This window comes from Curtobacterium sp. MCJR17_020, assembly GCF_003234365.2.
Classification (GTDB): Bacteria; Actinomycetota; Actinomycetes; order Actinomycetales; family Microbacteriaceae; genus Curtobacterium.
In genome coordinates this window covers 3,717,463-3,730,915 of sequence record NZ_CP126260.1, presented here as the reverse complement: position 1 = coordinate 3,730,915, position 13,453 = coordinate 3,717,463, and the positions used below count along the sequence as shown (strand labels likewise).

General features: G+C 70.7%; 17 protein-coding genes. 12 read left to right on the top strand and 5 right to left on the bottom strand.

The genetic code is table 11. The features are described 5' to 3' along the window. Nucleotides 1–22: 22 nt before the first annotated feature. Nucleotides 23–517, top strand: a complete 495-nt coding sequence (locus DEJ14_RS17830; RefSeq protein ID WP_111083539.1) for a helix-turn-helix domain-containing protein — start codon at nucleotides 23–25, stop codon at nucleotides 515–517. Here the strand turns inward: DEJ14_RS17830 and DEJ14_RS17825 are convergent. Continuing rightward, nucleotides 501–1,346: a helix-turn-helix transcriptional regulator gene (locus DEJ14_RS17825; protein WP_111083538.1), complete on the bottom strand. Its 846-nt coding sequence runs from the start codon at nucleotides 1,344–1,346 to the stop codon at nucleotides 501–503. The two genes, DEJ14_RS17830 and DEJ14_RS17825, sit on opposite strands and share 17 nt — an antisense overlap. 111 nt (nucleotides 1,347–1,457) lie before the next feature. Between DEJ14_RS17825 and hxlB the strand changes: the two genes are divergently transcribed. From hxlB to DEJ14_RS17805, 4 genes are all read left to right on the top strand, one after another. After that, complete coding sequence (gene hxlB / locus DEJ14_RS17820) at nucleotides 1,458–2,021, top strand: 6-phospho-3-hexuloisomerase (protein WP_111083824.1); 564 nt, start codon at nucleotides 1,458–1,460, stop codon at nucleotides 2,019–2,021. 11 nt (nucleotides 2,022–2,032) lie between these two features. After that, a complete protein-coding gene (gene hxlA, locus DEJ14_RS17815) occupies nucleotides 2,033–2,659 on the top strand; it encodes a 3-hexulose-6-phosphate synthase (protein WP_111083537.1) in 627 nt (208 codons plus the stop codon). Between the two features lie 105 nt (nucleotides 2,660–2,764). Beyond that, nucleotides 2,765–3,259 carry a GNAT family N-acetyltransferase gene (locus tag DEJ14_RS17810; RefSeq protein ID WP_111083536.1) on the top strand — a complete coding sequence of 165 codons (495 nt, stop codon included), beginning with the start codon at nucleotides 2,765–2,767 and terminating at the stop codon, nucleotides 3,257–3,259. Then, on the top strand, nucleotides 3,256–3,996 hold the full coding sequence (locus DEJ14_RS17805) for an alpha/beta hydrolase (RefSeq protein ID WP_111083535.1): 741 nt from the start codon (nucleotides 3,256–3,258) through the stop codon (nucleotides 3,994–3,996). The genes DEJ14_RS17810 and DEJ14_RS17805 overlap by 4 nt, the downstream gene beginning before the upstream one ends. A 24-nt stretch (nucleotides 3,997–4,020) precedes the next feature. Here the strand turns inward: DEJ14_RS17805 and DEJ14_RS17800 are convergent, their stop codons facing one another. Beyond that, nucleotides 4,021–5,376 carry an APC family permease gene (locus DEJ14_RS17800; RefSeq protein WP_111083534.1) on the bottom strand — a complete coding sequence of 452 codons (1,356 nt, stop codon included), beginning with the start codon at nucleotides 5,374–5,376 and terminating at the stop codon, nucleotides 4,021–4,023. 145 nt (nucleotides 5,377–5,521) lie between these two features. On the opposite strand from DEJ14_RS17800, the gene DEJ14_RS17795 reads away from it, so the two are divergent. Next, entirely contained in the window at nucleotides 5,522–6,289 is a 768-nt protein-coding gene (locus DEJ14_RS17795; protein ID WP_111083533.1) for an HAD family hydrolase, read from the top strand. A gap of 76 nt (nucleotides 6,290–6,365) precedes the next feature. Then, entirely contained in the window at nucleotides 6,366–8,876 is a 2,511-nt protein-coding gene (locus tag DEJ14_RS17790) for a glycoside hydrolase family 65 protein (protein ID WP_111083532.1), read from the top strand. A gap of 54 nt (nucleotides 8,877–8,930) precedes the next feature. Here DEJ14_RS17790 and DEJ14_RS17785 read toward each other — a convergent pair whose 3' ends face one another. Both DEJ14_RS17785 and DEJ14_RS17780 read right to left on the bottom strand, forming a co-directional pair. Beyond that, nucleotides 8,931–9,317: a VOC family protein gene (locus DEJ14_RS17785; RefSeq protein ID WP_111083531.1), complete on the bottom strand. Its 387-nt coding sequence runs from the start codon at nucleotides 9,315–9,317 to the stop codon at nucleotides 8,931–8,933. Next, on the bottom strand, nucleotides 9,314–9,829 hold the full coding sequence (locus DEJ14_RS17780; protein ID WP_111083530.1) for a DUF1697 domain-containing protein: 516 nt from the start codon (nucleotides 9,827–9,829) through the stop codon (nucleotides 9,314–9,316). Before DEJ14_RS17780 ends, DEJ14_RS17785 begins: the two co-directional genes overlap by 4 nt. A 90-nt stretch (nucleotides 9,830–9,919) precedes the next feature. Between DEJ14_RS17780 and DEJ14_RS17775 the strand changes: the two genes are divergently transcribed. Continuing rightward, complete coding sequence (locus DEJ14_RS17775; RefSeq protein WP_111083529.1) at nucleotides 9,920–10,492, top strand: ArsR/SmtB family transcription factor; 573 nt, start codon at nucleotides 9,920–9,922, stop codon at nucleotides 10,490–10,492. Beyond that, complete coding sequence (locus DEJ14_RS17770; RefSeq protein ID WP_111083528.1) at nucleotides 10,489–11,736, top strand: MFS transporter; 1,248 nt, start codon at nucleotides 10,489–10,491, stop codon at nucleotides 11,734–11,736. The genes DEJ14_RS17775 and DEJ14_RS17770 overlap by 4 nt, the downstream gene beginning before the upstream one ends. Before the next feature lie 18 nt (nucleotides 11,737–11,754). Here the strand turns inward: DEJ14_RS17770 and DEJ14_RS17765 are convergent, their stop codons facing one another. Beyond that, nucleotides 11,755–12,018, bottom strand: a complete 264-nt coding sequence (locus DEJ14_RS17765) for a hypothetical protein (RefSeq protein ID WP_111083527.1) — start codon at nucleotides 12,016–12,018, stop codon at nucleotides 11,755–11,757. A 98-nt stretch (nucleotides 12,019–12,116) separates the two neighbouring features. Here DEJ14_RS17765 and DEJ14_RS17760 point away from each other — a divergent pair, with 98 nt between their 5' ends. The 3 genes from DEJ14_RS17760 to DEJ14_RS17750 all read left to right on the top strand — a co-directional run bounded on the left by DEJ14_RS17760 (nucleotide 12,117) and on the right by DEJ14_RS17750 (nucleotide 13,422). Further along, complete coding sequence (locus tag DEJ14_RS17760; protein WP_146249647.1) at nucleotides 12,117–12,581, top strand: prevent-host-death protein; 465 nt, start codon at nucleotides 12,117–12,119, stop codon at nucleotides 12,579–12,581. 127 nt (nucleotides 12,582–12,708) lie between these two features. Next, nucleotides 12,709–12,930 (top strand): hypothetical protein, encoded by a 222-nt coding sequence (locus DEJ14_RS17755; RefSeq protein WP_258373129.1) that lies wholly within the window; start codon nucleotides 12,709–12,711, stop codon nucleotides 12,928–12,930. A gap of 39 nt (nucleotides 12,931–12,969) precedes the next feature. Continuing rightward, the gene (locus DEJ14_RS17750) at nucleotides 12,970–13,422 is read left to right on the top strand and encodes a hypothetical protein (RefSeq protein WP_111083525.1); all 453 of its coding nucleotides are present in this window, start codon (nucleotides 12,970–12,972) and stop codon (nucleotides 13,420–13,422) included. Nucleotides 13,423–13,453 lie beyond the last annotated feature (31 nt).

The following is a 13,453-nucleotide window of genomic DNA, read 5'->3' as shown; positions in this document are numbered from 1 at the left end:
GGGGATCCCTAGTGTTCAGGGCATGAACGAGATGCGGATCGGGGAGCTGCGGCGACTGCGCGGGTGGACCCAGGAACGACTGGCCGAGGCGAGCGGCCTCGCGGTGCGGACGGTGCAGCGGATGGAGAGCGGCAGCGACGCGAGCCTGGAGTCACTGTCGTCGGTCGCCGCGGCACTCGAGGTGCCCGTGCGGGACTTGTTCGTCACCGACGAGCGGGAGTCCCTCGAGCCCGGGGTGCGCGGACTCGACGAGCGTGCAGAGCAGCAGCAGGTGCAGCGCGACTCGGTGACTCGGGGGTGGCAGTACCTGTACTCGGGCGTGGGCATCGTCGTGACGCTCGGCACCATCGCCCTCATCGGCGCGGGGATCTGGACTGGGTTCGCGATCTTCGTTGTCCCGGTCTACTGGGCCGGGGGCAAGTTGCTCTCGCAGTTCCTGATGGCGACCGTCGTCGAACCCTCACTCGACCGCCGGTACCCACTGTCGCGGTCGCGGCGGGTCACGCCCGGGAACTGAAGGCGGCGAGCTCGGCACGGGTGCGGGCGCCGTGCTTCCGGAGCAGGTTCGCCACGTGGTACTTCACGGTGTTGACGCTGATGCCCAGGCCCTCGGCGATCTCGCGGTTGCCGACGCCCGTCGCGAGCAGCCGCAGCACGTCGCGCTCCCGCGGGGTGAGGTCGTCGTCCGCGACCGAGTCCACCTCGGTCGGTGACGGGTCGAGGGGCAGCGAGATGTCGAGCACCGAGCCCCAGTCCGGTGTGCTCGACACCTGGACGCGGCCGTCGAGGGTGACGACCCGCTCCGCGATCGGCCGCATGGCGTCGTCGTGCACGTCGAGGGTGCCGGAGCCGTCGTCGCGGAGCTGCATGAGCAGGTTCCGGCCGTCGCAGTCCCACTGGATGCGGACCCGCTTGGCCGCACCACCGTCGACCAGGGCGAGCACGGCCGTCCGGACGATGGCCCGGGCCGCGTGGGCGACGTCGCCGGGCAGTGCGCGGCCGGTGGTCGGCGGCTCGACGAACTGCACGTCGAGGTCGCCGAACCGGACGAGTGGGCGCAGGTCGGCTCGGAGGCGCGAGAACGCCCCGGTGACCGGCTCGAGCAGGGTGCTGCGCTGGTGGTCGGTCTCGGTGCGCAGGTCGACGAGCGCGGCAGACGCGATCTCGACGGCCTCGGCCCGCGCGGCGGCGTCGGACACCCGAGGCGACCGGAGCACGGCGAGCACCGACTCGAGGGTGAGCGCCTGACGGTCCGCCTGCTCGGCGACGGTCCGGGCGTGCTCCGAGGCGGCGAGCCGACTGGCGGGCTCGCCACGGGCCTCCCGGTCGGGTGCGATGGCGTCCATGGGAGCCGAACCTACCTGTCCCACCCGTGCGGACGGGGCCACCCGATCGGATGGGATGCCTGCCGACGCGGGTAGCGGTGCGGCGGGCCGCGTGACGGCATGCTCGTGGACATGGCAGAACCCACCGTCCCCGCAGCGTTCGACGTGATCGTGCGCGAGGTCACCGACCTCGCCGCGAACATCGACGGTGCGTCGGCTGAGCGCGCCCTCGACCTGATCGACCGCTCGCACCGTGTCTTCGTGCACGGCGCCGGTCGTTCCGGACTCGCGCTGCGCATGACCGCGATGCGGCTCATGCACCTCGGTCGCGACGTCCACGTCGTCGGCGAGGTCACCACGCCGGCGATCCGGCCCGGGGACGTGCTCCTCGTCGCGAGCGGGTCCGGCACGACCACCGGCATCGTGCAGGCGGCCCGCACCGCGCACGACGTCGGCGCGTCCGTCGTCGCCCTGTCGACCACCGACGACTCCCCGTTGTCCGAGGTCGCGGACGTCACCCTCGTGCTGCCGGCAGCGACGAAGACCGACCGCTCCGGCACGGCCTCGGCGCAGTACGCCGGCAGCCTCTTCGAACAGGCCGTCGCCCTGGTCGGCGACGCCCTGTTCCACACGCTCTGGTCCCGCGGCGGGCAGTCCGCCGACGACCTCTGGCCCCGACACGCCAACCTCGAATGAAAGGCATCCACATGCAGCTCCAGTTCGCCATGGACACCCTGACCACCGAAGCCGCCCTCGAACTCGCCGCCGCGGCCGCGCCGCACGTCGACGTCCTCGAGCTCGGCACGCCCCTGATCAAGAGCGCCGGCCTGTCCGCCGTCACCGCGATCAAGGAAGCCCACCCGGACAAGATCGTCTTCGCCGACCTCAAGACCATGGACGCCGGCGAGCTCGAGGCCGACATCGCGTTCTCGGCCGGAGCCGACCTGGTCACCGTCCTCGGTGTCGCCGGTGACTCGACCATCGTCGGCGCCGTCAAGGCCGCGAAGAAGCACGGCAAGGGCATCGTCGTCGACCTGATCGGCGTCTCCGACAAGGCCGCCCGTGCCCGCGAGGTCGTCGCGCTCGGTGCCGAGTTCGTCGAGGTCCACGCCGGGCTCGACGAGCAGGCGGAAGAGGGCTTCACGTTCTCGACGCTGCTCGACGCCGGCAAGGAGTCGGGTGTGCCGTTCTCGATCGCCGGTGGCGTGAACGCCTCGTCCGTCGCCTCGGTGCAGGAGGCCGGTGCCCGCATCGCCGTCGCCGGCAGCGCGATCTACAGCGCGTCGGACGTCGGCGCAGCAGCAGCCGAGATCCGCGCCGCCATCACCGCGTAGGTTCCGCGGCGCCCGCGCCGCGATGGTGAGCAGAAATCGTCGAGTGCGCACCACGCACCCGACCATTTCTGCTCACCGAGGGACCTCCGCCAGTACCGTCGAGGCGTGACGATCGAGCTGCGCCGGGTGACCGCGGACGACTGGCAGACCTGGCGACCCGTCCGGCTGCGGGCGCTCGCCGACTCCCCGCACGCGTTCGGCTCGACGCTGCAGGACTGGGCGGACGCCCCCGAGCACCGCTGGCGGACACGCCTGTCGATCCCGGGCGCGCTCGACCTGCTGGCCGTCGCCGCCGAGGGCGACGTCGTCGGGATGGCGAGCGGCGTCCCGGGCACCGACGCCGGTGCGCCAGCCGAACTCATCTCCATGTGGGTAGACCCCGCCGCCCGGGGCCGAGGCGTCGCACGTGCCCTGATCGAAGCGATCGCGGAGTGGGCAGCGGCCGCCGGCGGCACGGCGCTCGAACTCTCCGTGATGCCCGACAACACCGCCGCCCGGCACACCTACGAGCGCGCCGGGTTCACCGCACTCGACGAACCGGGCGATCCCCTGCCCGACGGTCGGAACGAGGTCCTGATGCGCCGTACGGTGGTCGCATGACCCGAGTACTGCGGTGGACCGCGTGGATCGTCGCCGTGCTGCTGGTGGTCGTGGTGGTGTTCCTCGTCTGGGCGCACATCGTCATGCAGGGCACCCGGAGCACTGCGCTGCAGGTCTGGCGCGACGACCGTGTGTCGGTCCAGGACGCCGGTGACTCCGTGGTGATGACGCCGACGGGGCAGGCCGACGGCAAGGGCATCGTGTTCATCCCGGGTGCCAAGGTCGATCCGTACGCGTACATGGCGACCTTCCGGCAGGTGGTCGCGAACGGCACGACCGTCGTCATCACGAAGCCGACGCTCAACCTCGCGTTCTTCGACACCCGGCCGCTCTCGACCTTCGAGGCGCACGCGCCGGACGTCGCGACCTGGGCGGTCGGCGGGCACTCGCTGGGCGGGGTCCGCGCCTGCCAGCTCGCGCAGGACGCGGACGGCCTGCTGCTGCTCGGCAGCTACTGCGCGAACGACATCAGCAGCTCGTACATCGACGTGCTGAGCGTCTCGGGCTCGCGTGACGGGCTCTCGACGCCCGACAAGGTCGACGCAGCCCGGCACCTGCTGCCGTCGACCGCGACGATGACCGAGGTCCAGGGGTCGAACCACGCCGACTTCGGCGCCTACGGGGACCAGCCGGGGGACCGCACGGCGACCATCAGCCGCGAGGCTGCCCGCGAGCAGATCTCCTCGGCGATCGAGGACTGGGCGCGCGACCTGCCGCCGGCCCCTGGCCTGCGCTGACCGGGAGGCCCGTGGCGCGTCGCGTCAGCGGATGACGCCCGCCTCGTGGTCGCGTCCAGAGCGTCGCCCGGTGATCCGGGCAACGAAGTACAGCACCACGCCGACGGCGAGCAGGATCGCCGCGTAGAGCCAGACCCGCCCGCTCTGCTGCGTCAGCAGCAGCACGCACGACGCGACGCCGAGCACGGGGACGAACGTCCACACCCGGAAGTGGTCGTGGTCGACGCGGTCGCGGCGCAGCACCAGGACGGCGACGTTCGTGCTGATGAAGACGAAGAGCAGCAGGAGCACGACGGTCTCGGCCAGGACGCCCACGTCGCCGACCAGGGTGAGGAGCATCGCGACGACGGTGGTCGCCACGATGGCGGTCCACGGGGTCTTCCGGTTCGGCAGCACCTTGGCCAACAGCGCGGGCAACAGACGCTGCTCCGCCATGCCGTAGGTCACCCGGCTCGACATGATCATGGTGAGCAGGGCGCCGTTCGCGACGGCGACCAGGGCGATGAGGCTGAAGACCCAGTCCGGGATCGGGACCCCGCTCGCCGACACCACGGCGAGGAGCGGCCCGGTCGAGTCCGACAGTCCGGACGCCGGCAACGCGATCGAGCTGGCGAGGCCGACCAGGACGTAGACGACGCCCGCGGTGGCGAGGGCACCGAACAAGGCCTTCGGGTAGACCCGGCTCGGCTCGCGGACCTCCTCCGCGACGTTCGCCGAGGTCTCGAAGCCGACGAACGAGTAGTAGGCGACGATCGCCGCGCTCAGGGTCGCGAGCGCCGGGTTCGCCTCGGCGGGGAACTGGCCGATGCGGGAGACGTCGCCACCTCCGCCGCCGAGCATCACGGCGACGACCACGATGACGATGACGAGGCCGGAGACCTCGATGACGGTCATCACGACGTTGCTCCGCAGCGAGTCCGAGATGCCGCGGGCGTTCAGGCAGGCGATCAGCGTGAGGAACACGATCGCGGTCGGGACGGGTGGCAGGTCGACGAACGTGCCGAGGTAGTCGCCGGCGAACGCGAGCGACAGACCCGCGGCGCTCGTGACACCGGCCGCGAGCATGCTGAACCCGACCAGGAACGACACGATGGGCGTCTTGTAGGCGCGCTCGGCGAACACCGCGGCACCGCCGGCCTTCGGGTACTTCGTCACGAGCTCCGCGTACGAACCCGCGGTGAGGAGGGCCAGCAGCAGCGCGAGCAGGAGCGGTGCCCAGAGCGCACCGCCCACGTCCTCCGACAGGGTGCCCATCAGGGCGTAGATCCCGGCGCCGAGGACGTCGCCGAGGATGAAGAGGTACAGGAGCGGCCCGGTGATGGCCTGCTTGAGCTTGGATCCGGCGCCGTCGTGCTGGGACGCCGCGGTGTCGCTGGTCATGGTGGAGCCTTCCGTCCGGACCAGCGTGTCGACCGTCGGCTCAGGTAGTTCACAGGCCGCCGGGCGCGGTTGAACACCCGTGCTGGAGCGGTCCTAGACTCGACGAGAGCAACGTCCACGAACCCCGTTCCCTGAAGGGCTGCAGATGACGACGCCGACCCGGCGCACACCCGCGCGACTCGCGGACACGCGAGCGCTCCTGTTCGACCTGGACGGTGTCCTCACCCCCACCGCCGACGTGCACATGCGCGCCTGGAGCCGGCTCTTCACGCCGTACCTCGAGGCGCACGGGGTCGCGCCGTACACACAGGCCGACTACTTCGCGTACATCGACGGCAAGCCGCGGTACGACGGCGTGCGGTCGCTCCTCGAGTCGCGGGGCATCGACCTGCCGCAGGGCACCCCGGACGACGGCCCGGACGACGACACCGTGTGCGGTCTCGGCAACCGGAAGAACGCCGAGTTCACCGCCGAGCTGGACGAGCACGGCGTCGAGCCGTACCCCGGCTCGCTCCGGTTCCTCACCGCCGCGATCGACGCCGGCTTCCACGTCGCGGTCGTCTCGAGTTCCGCGAACGCCGTCTCGGTGCTGCGGACCGCCGGCATCCTCGACCGGTTCACCGTCGTGGTCGACGGGCTCGTCGCCCGTCAGGACGGCCTGGCCGGCAAGCCCGCCCCCGACACCTACCTGGACGCCGCCGGGCGCTTCGGACTGACGGCCGCCGAGTGCGTCGTGGTCGAGGACGCCACCAGTGGTGTCGAAGCAGGCCGGAACGGGGCCTTCGGGCTCGTCGTCGGGGTCGACCGCGGAGCGGGCGCCGACGCGCTGCGTGAACACGGTGCCGACGTCGTCGTGACGGACCTCGCCGACCTGGTCGCGGACCTTCCCCACGCGACCACCAGCACGACGTAGCCAGCGCGCCGGAGGCGAGCCGCGCCTCCCGGTCGAACCGACGTCCCCACGCCACCCTCCCTTCCCACGGAGCACCATGAACCCCATCACCTCGGACCCGCTCGACCGCGTCCGGTACCCGATCGACGAGTGGGCACTCGTCGAGACCGAGTACACCCCCGACCAGCAGGGCGTCGCCGAGACGAACTTCGCCGTCGGCAACGGGTACCTCGGCCTGCGCGGCAACCTCGACGAGGGCCGTGGCGGTGTGCAGTACGGCACGTACATCAACGGGTTCCACGAGACCTGGCCGATCCGGCACGCCGAAGACGCCTTCGGGTTCGCCAAGACCGGTCAGACGATCATCAACGCGCCCGACGCCAAGGTGATCCGGCTGTACGTCGACGACGAACCCCTGGTGCTGGCCGAGGCGGACATTCTCCACCACACGCGGCGCCTCGAGTTCCGCGGCGGCTACCTGTTCCGCGAGACCGAGTGGTCGACGCCGTCCGGCAAGCGCGTGCTGATCCGGTCCCGCCGCCTGGTGTCGTTCACCGATCGGCACCTCGCCGTCATCGACTACGAGGTCACCGTGCTCGACGCGGACGCCTCGATCCTGCTGTCCAGCCAGATCCTGAACCGCCAGGACGTGCAGGACGAGTACCACGCAGGGATGCGGGCAGCCGCGAACGCCTTCGACCCGCGCAAGGCCGAGGCCTTCACCGACCGGGTGCTCGAACCGAAGCTCAAGCGCAGCACCGGCGCCCGCTCCCTGCTCGGGTACCAGGCGTCGAGCTCCGGCATGACGATCTGCGTCGGTGTCGAGCACCACCTCGAGACGGAGAACAGCTGGGACGAGTCGTCGTCGATCGACGACGACCTGGCGAAGCACGTCTACCGCGTCCAGGCGCGCGCCGGGCAGCCGATCCGCCTCGTCAAGCACGTGGTGTACCACACCTCCCGCGGTGTCCCGGTGCGCGAACTCGCCGACCGCTGCGACCGCACGCTCGACCGGGCGCACGCCGAGAACATCGACGAGACGTTCGAGAAGCAGCGCGTCTGGCTCGACGACTACTGGGCACGCAGCGACGTCGAGATCGCCGGGCAGCCGGAGATCCAGCAGGCGGTCCGGTGGAACCTGTTCATGCTCGCGCAGGCCACGGCCCGCACCGACGGGCACGGCATCGCCGCCAAGGGCGTCACCGGCTCCGGCTACGGCGGGCACTACTTCTGGGACATGGAGATCTACGTCCTGCCGTTCCTGTCGTACACGGCGCCGATCGTCGCCCGGAACGCGCTGCGGTTCCGCTACAACATGCTCGACGCCGCACGCTCGCGGGCACGCGAGCTGAACCAGCGGGGTGCCCTGTTCCCCTGGCGCACGATCAACGGTGAGGAGTCGAGCGCGTACTACGCCGCCGGCACCGCGCAGTACCACATCGATGCCGACATCGCCCATGCCCTGATGCAGTACGTGCGGGCCTCCGGTGACACCGAGTTCCTGAAGCGCGGGGCGATCGACGTGCTCGTCGAGACCGCTCGGCTGTGGGCCGACCTCGGCTTCTGGCGCTCCAACGGCGACAAGAAGTTCCACATCGACGGCGTCACCGGGCCCGACGAGTACACGACCGTCGTCGACGACAACCTCTACACGAACGTCATGGCGCGGGCGAACCTGTGGTTCGCGGTGAACGCGTGCCGCGAGCTGGCGGCCGACGACGTCGAAGAGTACGACCGGATGATCCGGCGCACCGGTCTGCGCCCCGACGAGCTCGTCGAGTGGGAGCACGCCGCCGAGTCGATGGAGATCCCCTTCGACCCGCACCGTGGCATCCACCCGCAGGACGCCCAGTTCCTCGACAAGGAACTCTGGGACCTCGAGAACACCCCCGAGTCCAAGCGCCCGCTGCTGTTGCACTACCACCCGCTGGTCATCTACCGGTTCCAGGTGCTCAAGCAGGCCGACGTCGTGCTCGCGCTGTTCCTGCAGGGGCACGAGTTCACCGCGGCCGAGAAGCGCCGCGACTTCGACTACTACGACGCGCTCACCACGGGCGACTCGACGCTGTCGGCGGTCGTCCAGTCGATCATGGCGGCCGAGGTCGGGTACCACGACCTCGCCGATCAGTACTTCCAGACGGCGCTGTACGTCGACCTGGCCGACCTGCACGGCAACACCTCCGACGGCGTGCACATCGCGTCGACCGGTGGCATCTGGGGTGCGCTCGTCAACGGGTTCGGCGGCATGCGCGACCACGGCGGCCGGATGACGTTCAACCCGCGACTGCCGCGGCACTGGGACTCGCTGACCTACCGACTGACCGTGCGCGGGTCACGGGTCCGGGTCGACCTCGGGCAGGACGCCATGACCTTCACGGTCGAGACGGGTTCGGGCTTCACCGCCTGGGTGCACAACCAGCAGTGGGACATCGAGGCCGGCGAGCCGACGGTGGTGCCGTTGCCGCACCAGGGGCCGCGGATGTCCGGGCACGCACCGACCACGAGCGACATCCAGGGCACGCTCCGCGCGGACGGCTCCGTGATCACGGCGTCGATCCCGACGATCTCGCTCCAGCGCGACTTCGACGTCGACGAGACGACCGCGTAGGGCGTCACGTCGGCTGTCGGCTGTCGGCTGTCGGCAGGGGCCCGCTCGGCCCGGTCAGCTCGCGACGAGCTCGACCTTGAAGCGGTCGGCGTCCTCCAAGAAGGCAGCACGGTGGTCCGGTCCACCCGCGAACGGGTGCCGGTCCTCGTACAGGCGGGTCCACCCGTGCCTCGGTGCGTCCGTCCACAGTTGCTCGACCTGCTCGGCATCGCCGGCGTGGAACGCGAGGTGGCTCAGTCCGGGCCGTCGACGGTCGTGCGTGCCGTCGAGCGGTGCGGCCTCGAGCACGACGTAGACGTCTCCGAGTCGCCAGCTCCGGCCTGCTGGCCACTCCTGGAACGGCGTGTACCCGAGCTCGCCGAGCAGCCAGCCCCACGCCCTGCTCGCCGTGTCGAGGTGGGCGGTGCGGAGCTCGACGTGGTGCAGGGCTCCCCGGGTCACAGGAGCTTCCGGAGCGTGTTCGTGTTGCGCGTCGTGGTCGTGCGCTTGAAGCGTGCTGCTCCGGCCCGCTTCGCGAACACGGTGTCCGTGCTCGACCCCTTCGGGCAGGACCAGTACACGACCCCGTCACCCCGGGCGACCTGCTCGACCGTGGTGTCCAGCGCGAGGTCGGCGAGCAGCGCATCGAGGGCGTCGTCGTCGGAGCCGAACACCACGTAGTCGTGCCGATCGTCGGCCCGGTCGAACGGGAACCCCTCGACGATGCCTGCGAGGCGGTCGTGCCGGACGAGCACGATCCACGCGTCGTAGCCGAAGCGCTCGCGGAGCGCCTGCTCGATCGTGGCCTTCAGGGTCCGCGCGTCGGCGTCGGTGGCGAACACCACGTTGCCGGACGCGAGCACCGTGCGGACGTCGTCGAAGCCGAGCCCACGGAGCAGTTCCGCGAGGTCGGCGTTCTTGATCGTGATGCCGTTGACGTTCACTCCGCGCAGCAGCGCGATCCACTTCGCCATGCCGGAACCGTAGCGTGACGGTGGCCGACCCAGACGGTCAACTGCACAAGAAGCATTGCGCAAGAGATCTTGTGCATCTATCGTCAAAGCATGACCGTACGCAGACTCGACGACGCCGCCCACATGCGCGCTCTCGCCCACCCGACCCGACTGCGGATCGTCGGGCTCCTGCGCTCCGGAGGACCGCAGACCGCGGCGATGCTCGGTGACGAGATCGACGAGGCACCCGGCACGATCAGCTACCACTGCAAGCGTCTGGCCGACGCGGACTTCATCGAGCCTGCGCCGGAGCTCGGTTCGGACCGGCGGGAACGGTGGTGGCGTGCGACTGCGGACCACACGTCGTGGGACCTCGCCGATGCGCTCGACGACCCGGAACGGATGCTCGCCACGACGGCACTCGACCACACCGTCGCTGATGCGTACGCGGCCGAGTACGGGCGGTTCATCGACCAGGCGCCGGTGCTCGGTCGTGAGTGGGTCGCGGCGTCGACCAGTTCCGACGAGGTGCTGCGGCTGACCGCCGAGGAACTCACCGGCCTCGGCGCCGAACTGCGTGCCGTCGTCGAGCGATGGACGGCCGTGAGCGGCGCGCACACGCCGGGTGACGGGTCGGAGCGCGTCATCGCCGTCACGCAGAGCTACCGGATGGGGCGACCGTGAACGCCCGGGCACGGTTGCGAGCACTGCTCGCGGTCCAGGTCGTCTCGCGGACCGGCAACGTCGTCACGACCGTCGCAGTGCCCTTCGCCGTGCTGGCCCGGGGCGGCTCGGCGACGGACGTCGGGATCGCCGCCTTCGCCGCGACGGTGCCCATCGTCCTCGGCGGGGCGCTCGTCGAACGGGTCGGGTTCGTCCGTTCGAGTGTGGCGTCGGACCTCGTCAGCGGTGTGACCCTGCTGGCGATGCCGATCCTCGCCTGGACGGTGGGTCTGCCGTTCTGGGCGCTCCTGGCGCTCGTGTTCGCGAGCGGCCTGTTCGACCTGCCGGGGGAGTCCGCACGTCGGGTCCTGCTCCCGGGTCTCGCACGATCGGCCGGCGTTCCGCTGGAGCGCGCGGTCGGTCACTTCGAGGCGTCCCAGCGACTCTCGGTGCTCATCGGCGCGCCGCTCGGCGGGGTGCTCGTCGCGGCCGCCGGACCGATGGCCGCACTCGTCTGCACCGCGGTGGCGTTCGGCATCGCAGCGCTGCTCGCTGCGGTGCTGGTCCGGCCGGCGGACGGCGACGGAGCGACCGCGACCGCTGATGCGGCTCCGACCAACGGGTACTGGCGGGACATCGCCGAGGGCTTCCGGTTCTGCGTCCGCGACCCGTTCTTCCGGCTCGTGATCGCCCTCGTGCTGGTCACGAACCTGCTCGACGCGGCCCGGTCGACGACGTTGCTCCCGCTCTACGCCGCCGACACACTCGGTGGGGCGCAGGCGCTGGGCTTCGTGACGGGGACCTTCGGCGGTGCGGCCTTCCTCGGGTCGGTGGCCTTCGGGTACGTCGCACACCGCGTTCCCCGTCGGATCACGTTCGTCCTGTGCTTCGTGCTCGCCGGCGGGCCCTCGCTCCTGGTGCCGGCACTCGGCCTCGGGCTGCCGTGGATGCTCGCCGCGTCGGCGCTGTCGGGACTCGCCGCCGGGTCGCTCAACCCGATCCTCGGCGCCGTCGAGCTCGAGCGCATCCCGGAGCACATGCGCGCCCGGGTGTTCGGGCTGCTCGGAGCCGGCTCCTGGGCGGGGATCCCGCTCGGCGGACTGCTCGCCGGGTTCGCGGCCGAGGGCGTCGGTGTGCAGGCGACGTTCGGGGCGGTCGTCGTGCTCTACACCGTCGTGACGCTCGCGCCGCTGACGGGTGGCGCCTGGCGTCTCATGGAACGACCGGCTCCGGAGCGGGCGCCGGTCGACCGCGTGACGACGTAGTCGCACCCGGGGTGGCGCTCACGTCCACGTCCGAGCGACGCCCCAGCCGCTGCCCTCGGGCACGATGTCGACCACCAGCGTGTCCCCGTCGTCGGCCGTGGCCTGGAAGCGCCAGCCGACCGTGCGCTCGGGGGCGTGGGTGATGGCGGTCGGCAGCTCGGCCCGCGTCACGGTCAGACGGGTCGGGGTGTCGCTCACCCGCCAGCGGCGCCCGCCCCAGACCAGCCGGCTCGGTGCGCCCTCGGACCACCACACCGTGGCAGCCGTCTCCGTGATCATCATCGGGTCTCCTCGTTCGAACGTGTGTTCGAATGCTAGGTCGCAATCGAACGGCGAGCAACTGGGTTGTATTCAGAACGCGTTCTGAATACGCTGGATACATGACCTTGACCGCCCCTCCCCGCTCGCGTCGTGCCGTCCAGTCGTCCGACCTCTCGCGCCATTCGAGAGAAGTGTTCGCTGCAGCTGAAGAAGAGCCGCTCGAGGTCACGCGGCGTGATGGGAAAGCGCTCGTGCTCACCACGAAGGAACGCTCGGACGACGACGACGCGGTCCTCGAGATCGCTGCGCAGTTGATCGCTGCAGTGACCGTCAACGAAGGGCTGCCGCTCCACGATCGACTCGCCATCCCGTACCCGTGGATCAAGCTCCTGAGTCGAGACGACCAGCAGCGGTTCGCACGCGAGATCGTCGACGTGGCTCGTGGATCGTTCTCGCTCCGGCAGCCGCGGGCCTTGCTCGTCGAGATGCAGGCGTGGCGCAGCAGTGCCGAGGCGATCGCGGCGGGCTGGAGCACCGGCGAACCCGAACTCCTCGAGCAGCCGATCGTCCTCGACGCGCCGTGAAGCCGAGGTCAGTCGCGGCACTGGTGTCCCCCGACCGGTACGGACGACGGAGTTCACGGTCGTCCTGGGCACGCGCTCGGCAGAACACGGATGGCGAGACGTCCTGGCGACACAGCGGAACGCAGTCGTGTCGGCCTGGGAGCGGTTGACCAGCGATCCCTTGTCCGAAGACCTGGCCTGCCATGCGCTCCGCGGCGCACTCGGCGTCGTCCGGCACTCGGGTCGCGAATGGACGCGTCGGCAACTCGAACTGAAGCGGGGCGCGCGAATCTGGTTCACGGTGGACGAGGCCGAGCGCGTCGTCTGCATCACAGACGTCCACACGCGTCACCCGAACGAGACGAAGTGACTGCGCCTGACCTCGGACGCCTTCGTGTAGACGGGGAGCATGACGAACGACGATCAGGGCCCCGACGCACAGCACCAGGTCCCCGAGGGGGTCTCCGACGCCACGGTCGAGGCGCTCGGCACACTGTCGGCCGCGGTCGAGGTCATCGAGCACGCCCGCGGCCTGCTCTACGGCTTCCACCGCATGACGGGCACCGCCGACCTGAACCTCGGCGAGGCCGTCGAGCAGCTCCGGAAGGCGGGCCACACCGAACTGGCCGACCGCATCGACACGGAGCTGGTGGGCCGCAACGTCATCGCCGGCCGCTGGACGTTCCAGGTCGTCGAGGACTACGACGACGGGTACTACGCGCTCGCGAAGGAGCTGGAGCGCACTGCGCGGGACGAGCTCGTGCAGGGGCGCCGCCACCTGTTCGAGGCGGGCATGAAGGAGGACCGGCGGTCCGGCGGTCGACGCCACCACGAGGCGACGCCGAGCGACCTGCCGGACTGAGCACGGGCCTCCCGGCCGAACGTGTGCGGGA

Bases quoted from the DNA above. Each gene is read 5' to 3' on its own strand.
- hxlA (WP_111083537.1), top strand. From the start codon at position 2,033: ATGCAGCTCCAGTTCGCCATGGACACCCTGACCACCGAAGCCGCCCTC.
- DEJ14_RS17830 (WP_111083539.1), top strand. From the start codon at position 23: ATGAACGAGATGCGGATCGGGGAGCTGCGGCGACTGCGCGGGTGGACC.
- DEJ14_RS17805 (WP_111083535.1), top strand. From the start codon at position 3,256: ATGACCCGAGTACTGCGGTGGACCGCGTGGATCGTCGCCGTGCTGCTG.
- DEJ14_RS17780 (WP_111083530.1), bottom strand. From the start codon at position 9,829: ATGGCGAAGTGGATCGCGCTGCTGCGCGGAGTGAACGTCAACGGCATC.
- DEJ14_RS17775 (WP_111083529.1), top strand. From the start codon at position 9,920: ATGACCGTACGCAGACTCGACGACGCCGCCCACATGCGCGCTCTCGCC.
- DEJ14_RS17790 (WP_111083532.1), top strand. From the start codon at position 6,366: ATGAACCCCATCACCTCGGACCCGCTCGACCGCGTCCGGTACCCGATC.
- DEJ14_RS17760 (WP_146249647.1), top strand. From the start codon at position 12,117: ATGACCTTGACCGCCCCTCCCCGCTCGCGTCGTGCCGTCCAGTCGTCC.
- DEJ14_RS17825 (WP_111083538.1), bottom strand. From the start codon at position 1,346: ATGGACGCCATCGCACCCGACCGGGAGGCCCGTGGCGAGCCCGCCAGT.
- DEJ14_RS17795 (WP_111083533.1), top strand. From the start codon at position 5,522: ATGACGACGCCGACCCGGCGCACACCCGCGCGACTCGCGGACACGCGA.
- DEJ14_RS17750 (WP_111083525.1), top strand. From the start codon at position 12,970: ATGACGAACGACGATCAGGGCCCCGACGCACAGCACCAGGTCCCCGAG.
- DEJ14_RS17765 (WP_111083527.1), bottom strand. From the start codon at position 12,018: ATGATGATCACGGAGACGGCTGCCACGGTGTGGTGGTCCGAGGGCGCA.
- DEJ14_RS17800 (WP_111083534.1), bottom strand. From the start codon at position 5,376: ATGACCAGCGACACCGCGGCGTCCCAGCACGACGGCGCCGGATCCAAG.
- hxlB (WP_111083824.1), top strand. From the start codon at position 1,458: ATGGCAGAACCCACCGTCCCCGCAGCGTTCGACGTGATCGTGCGCGAG.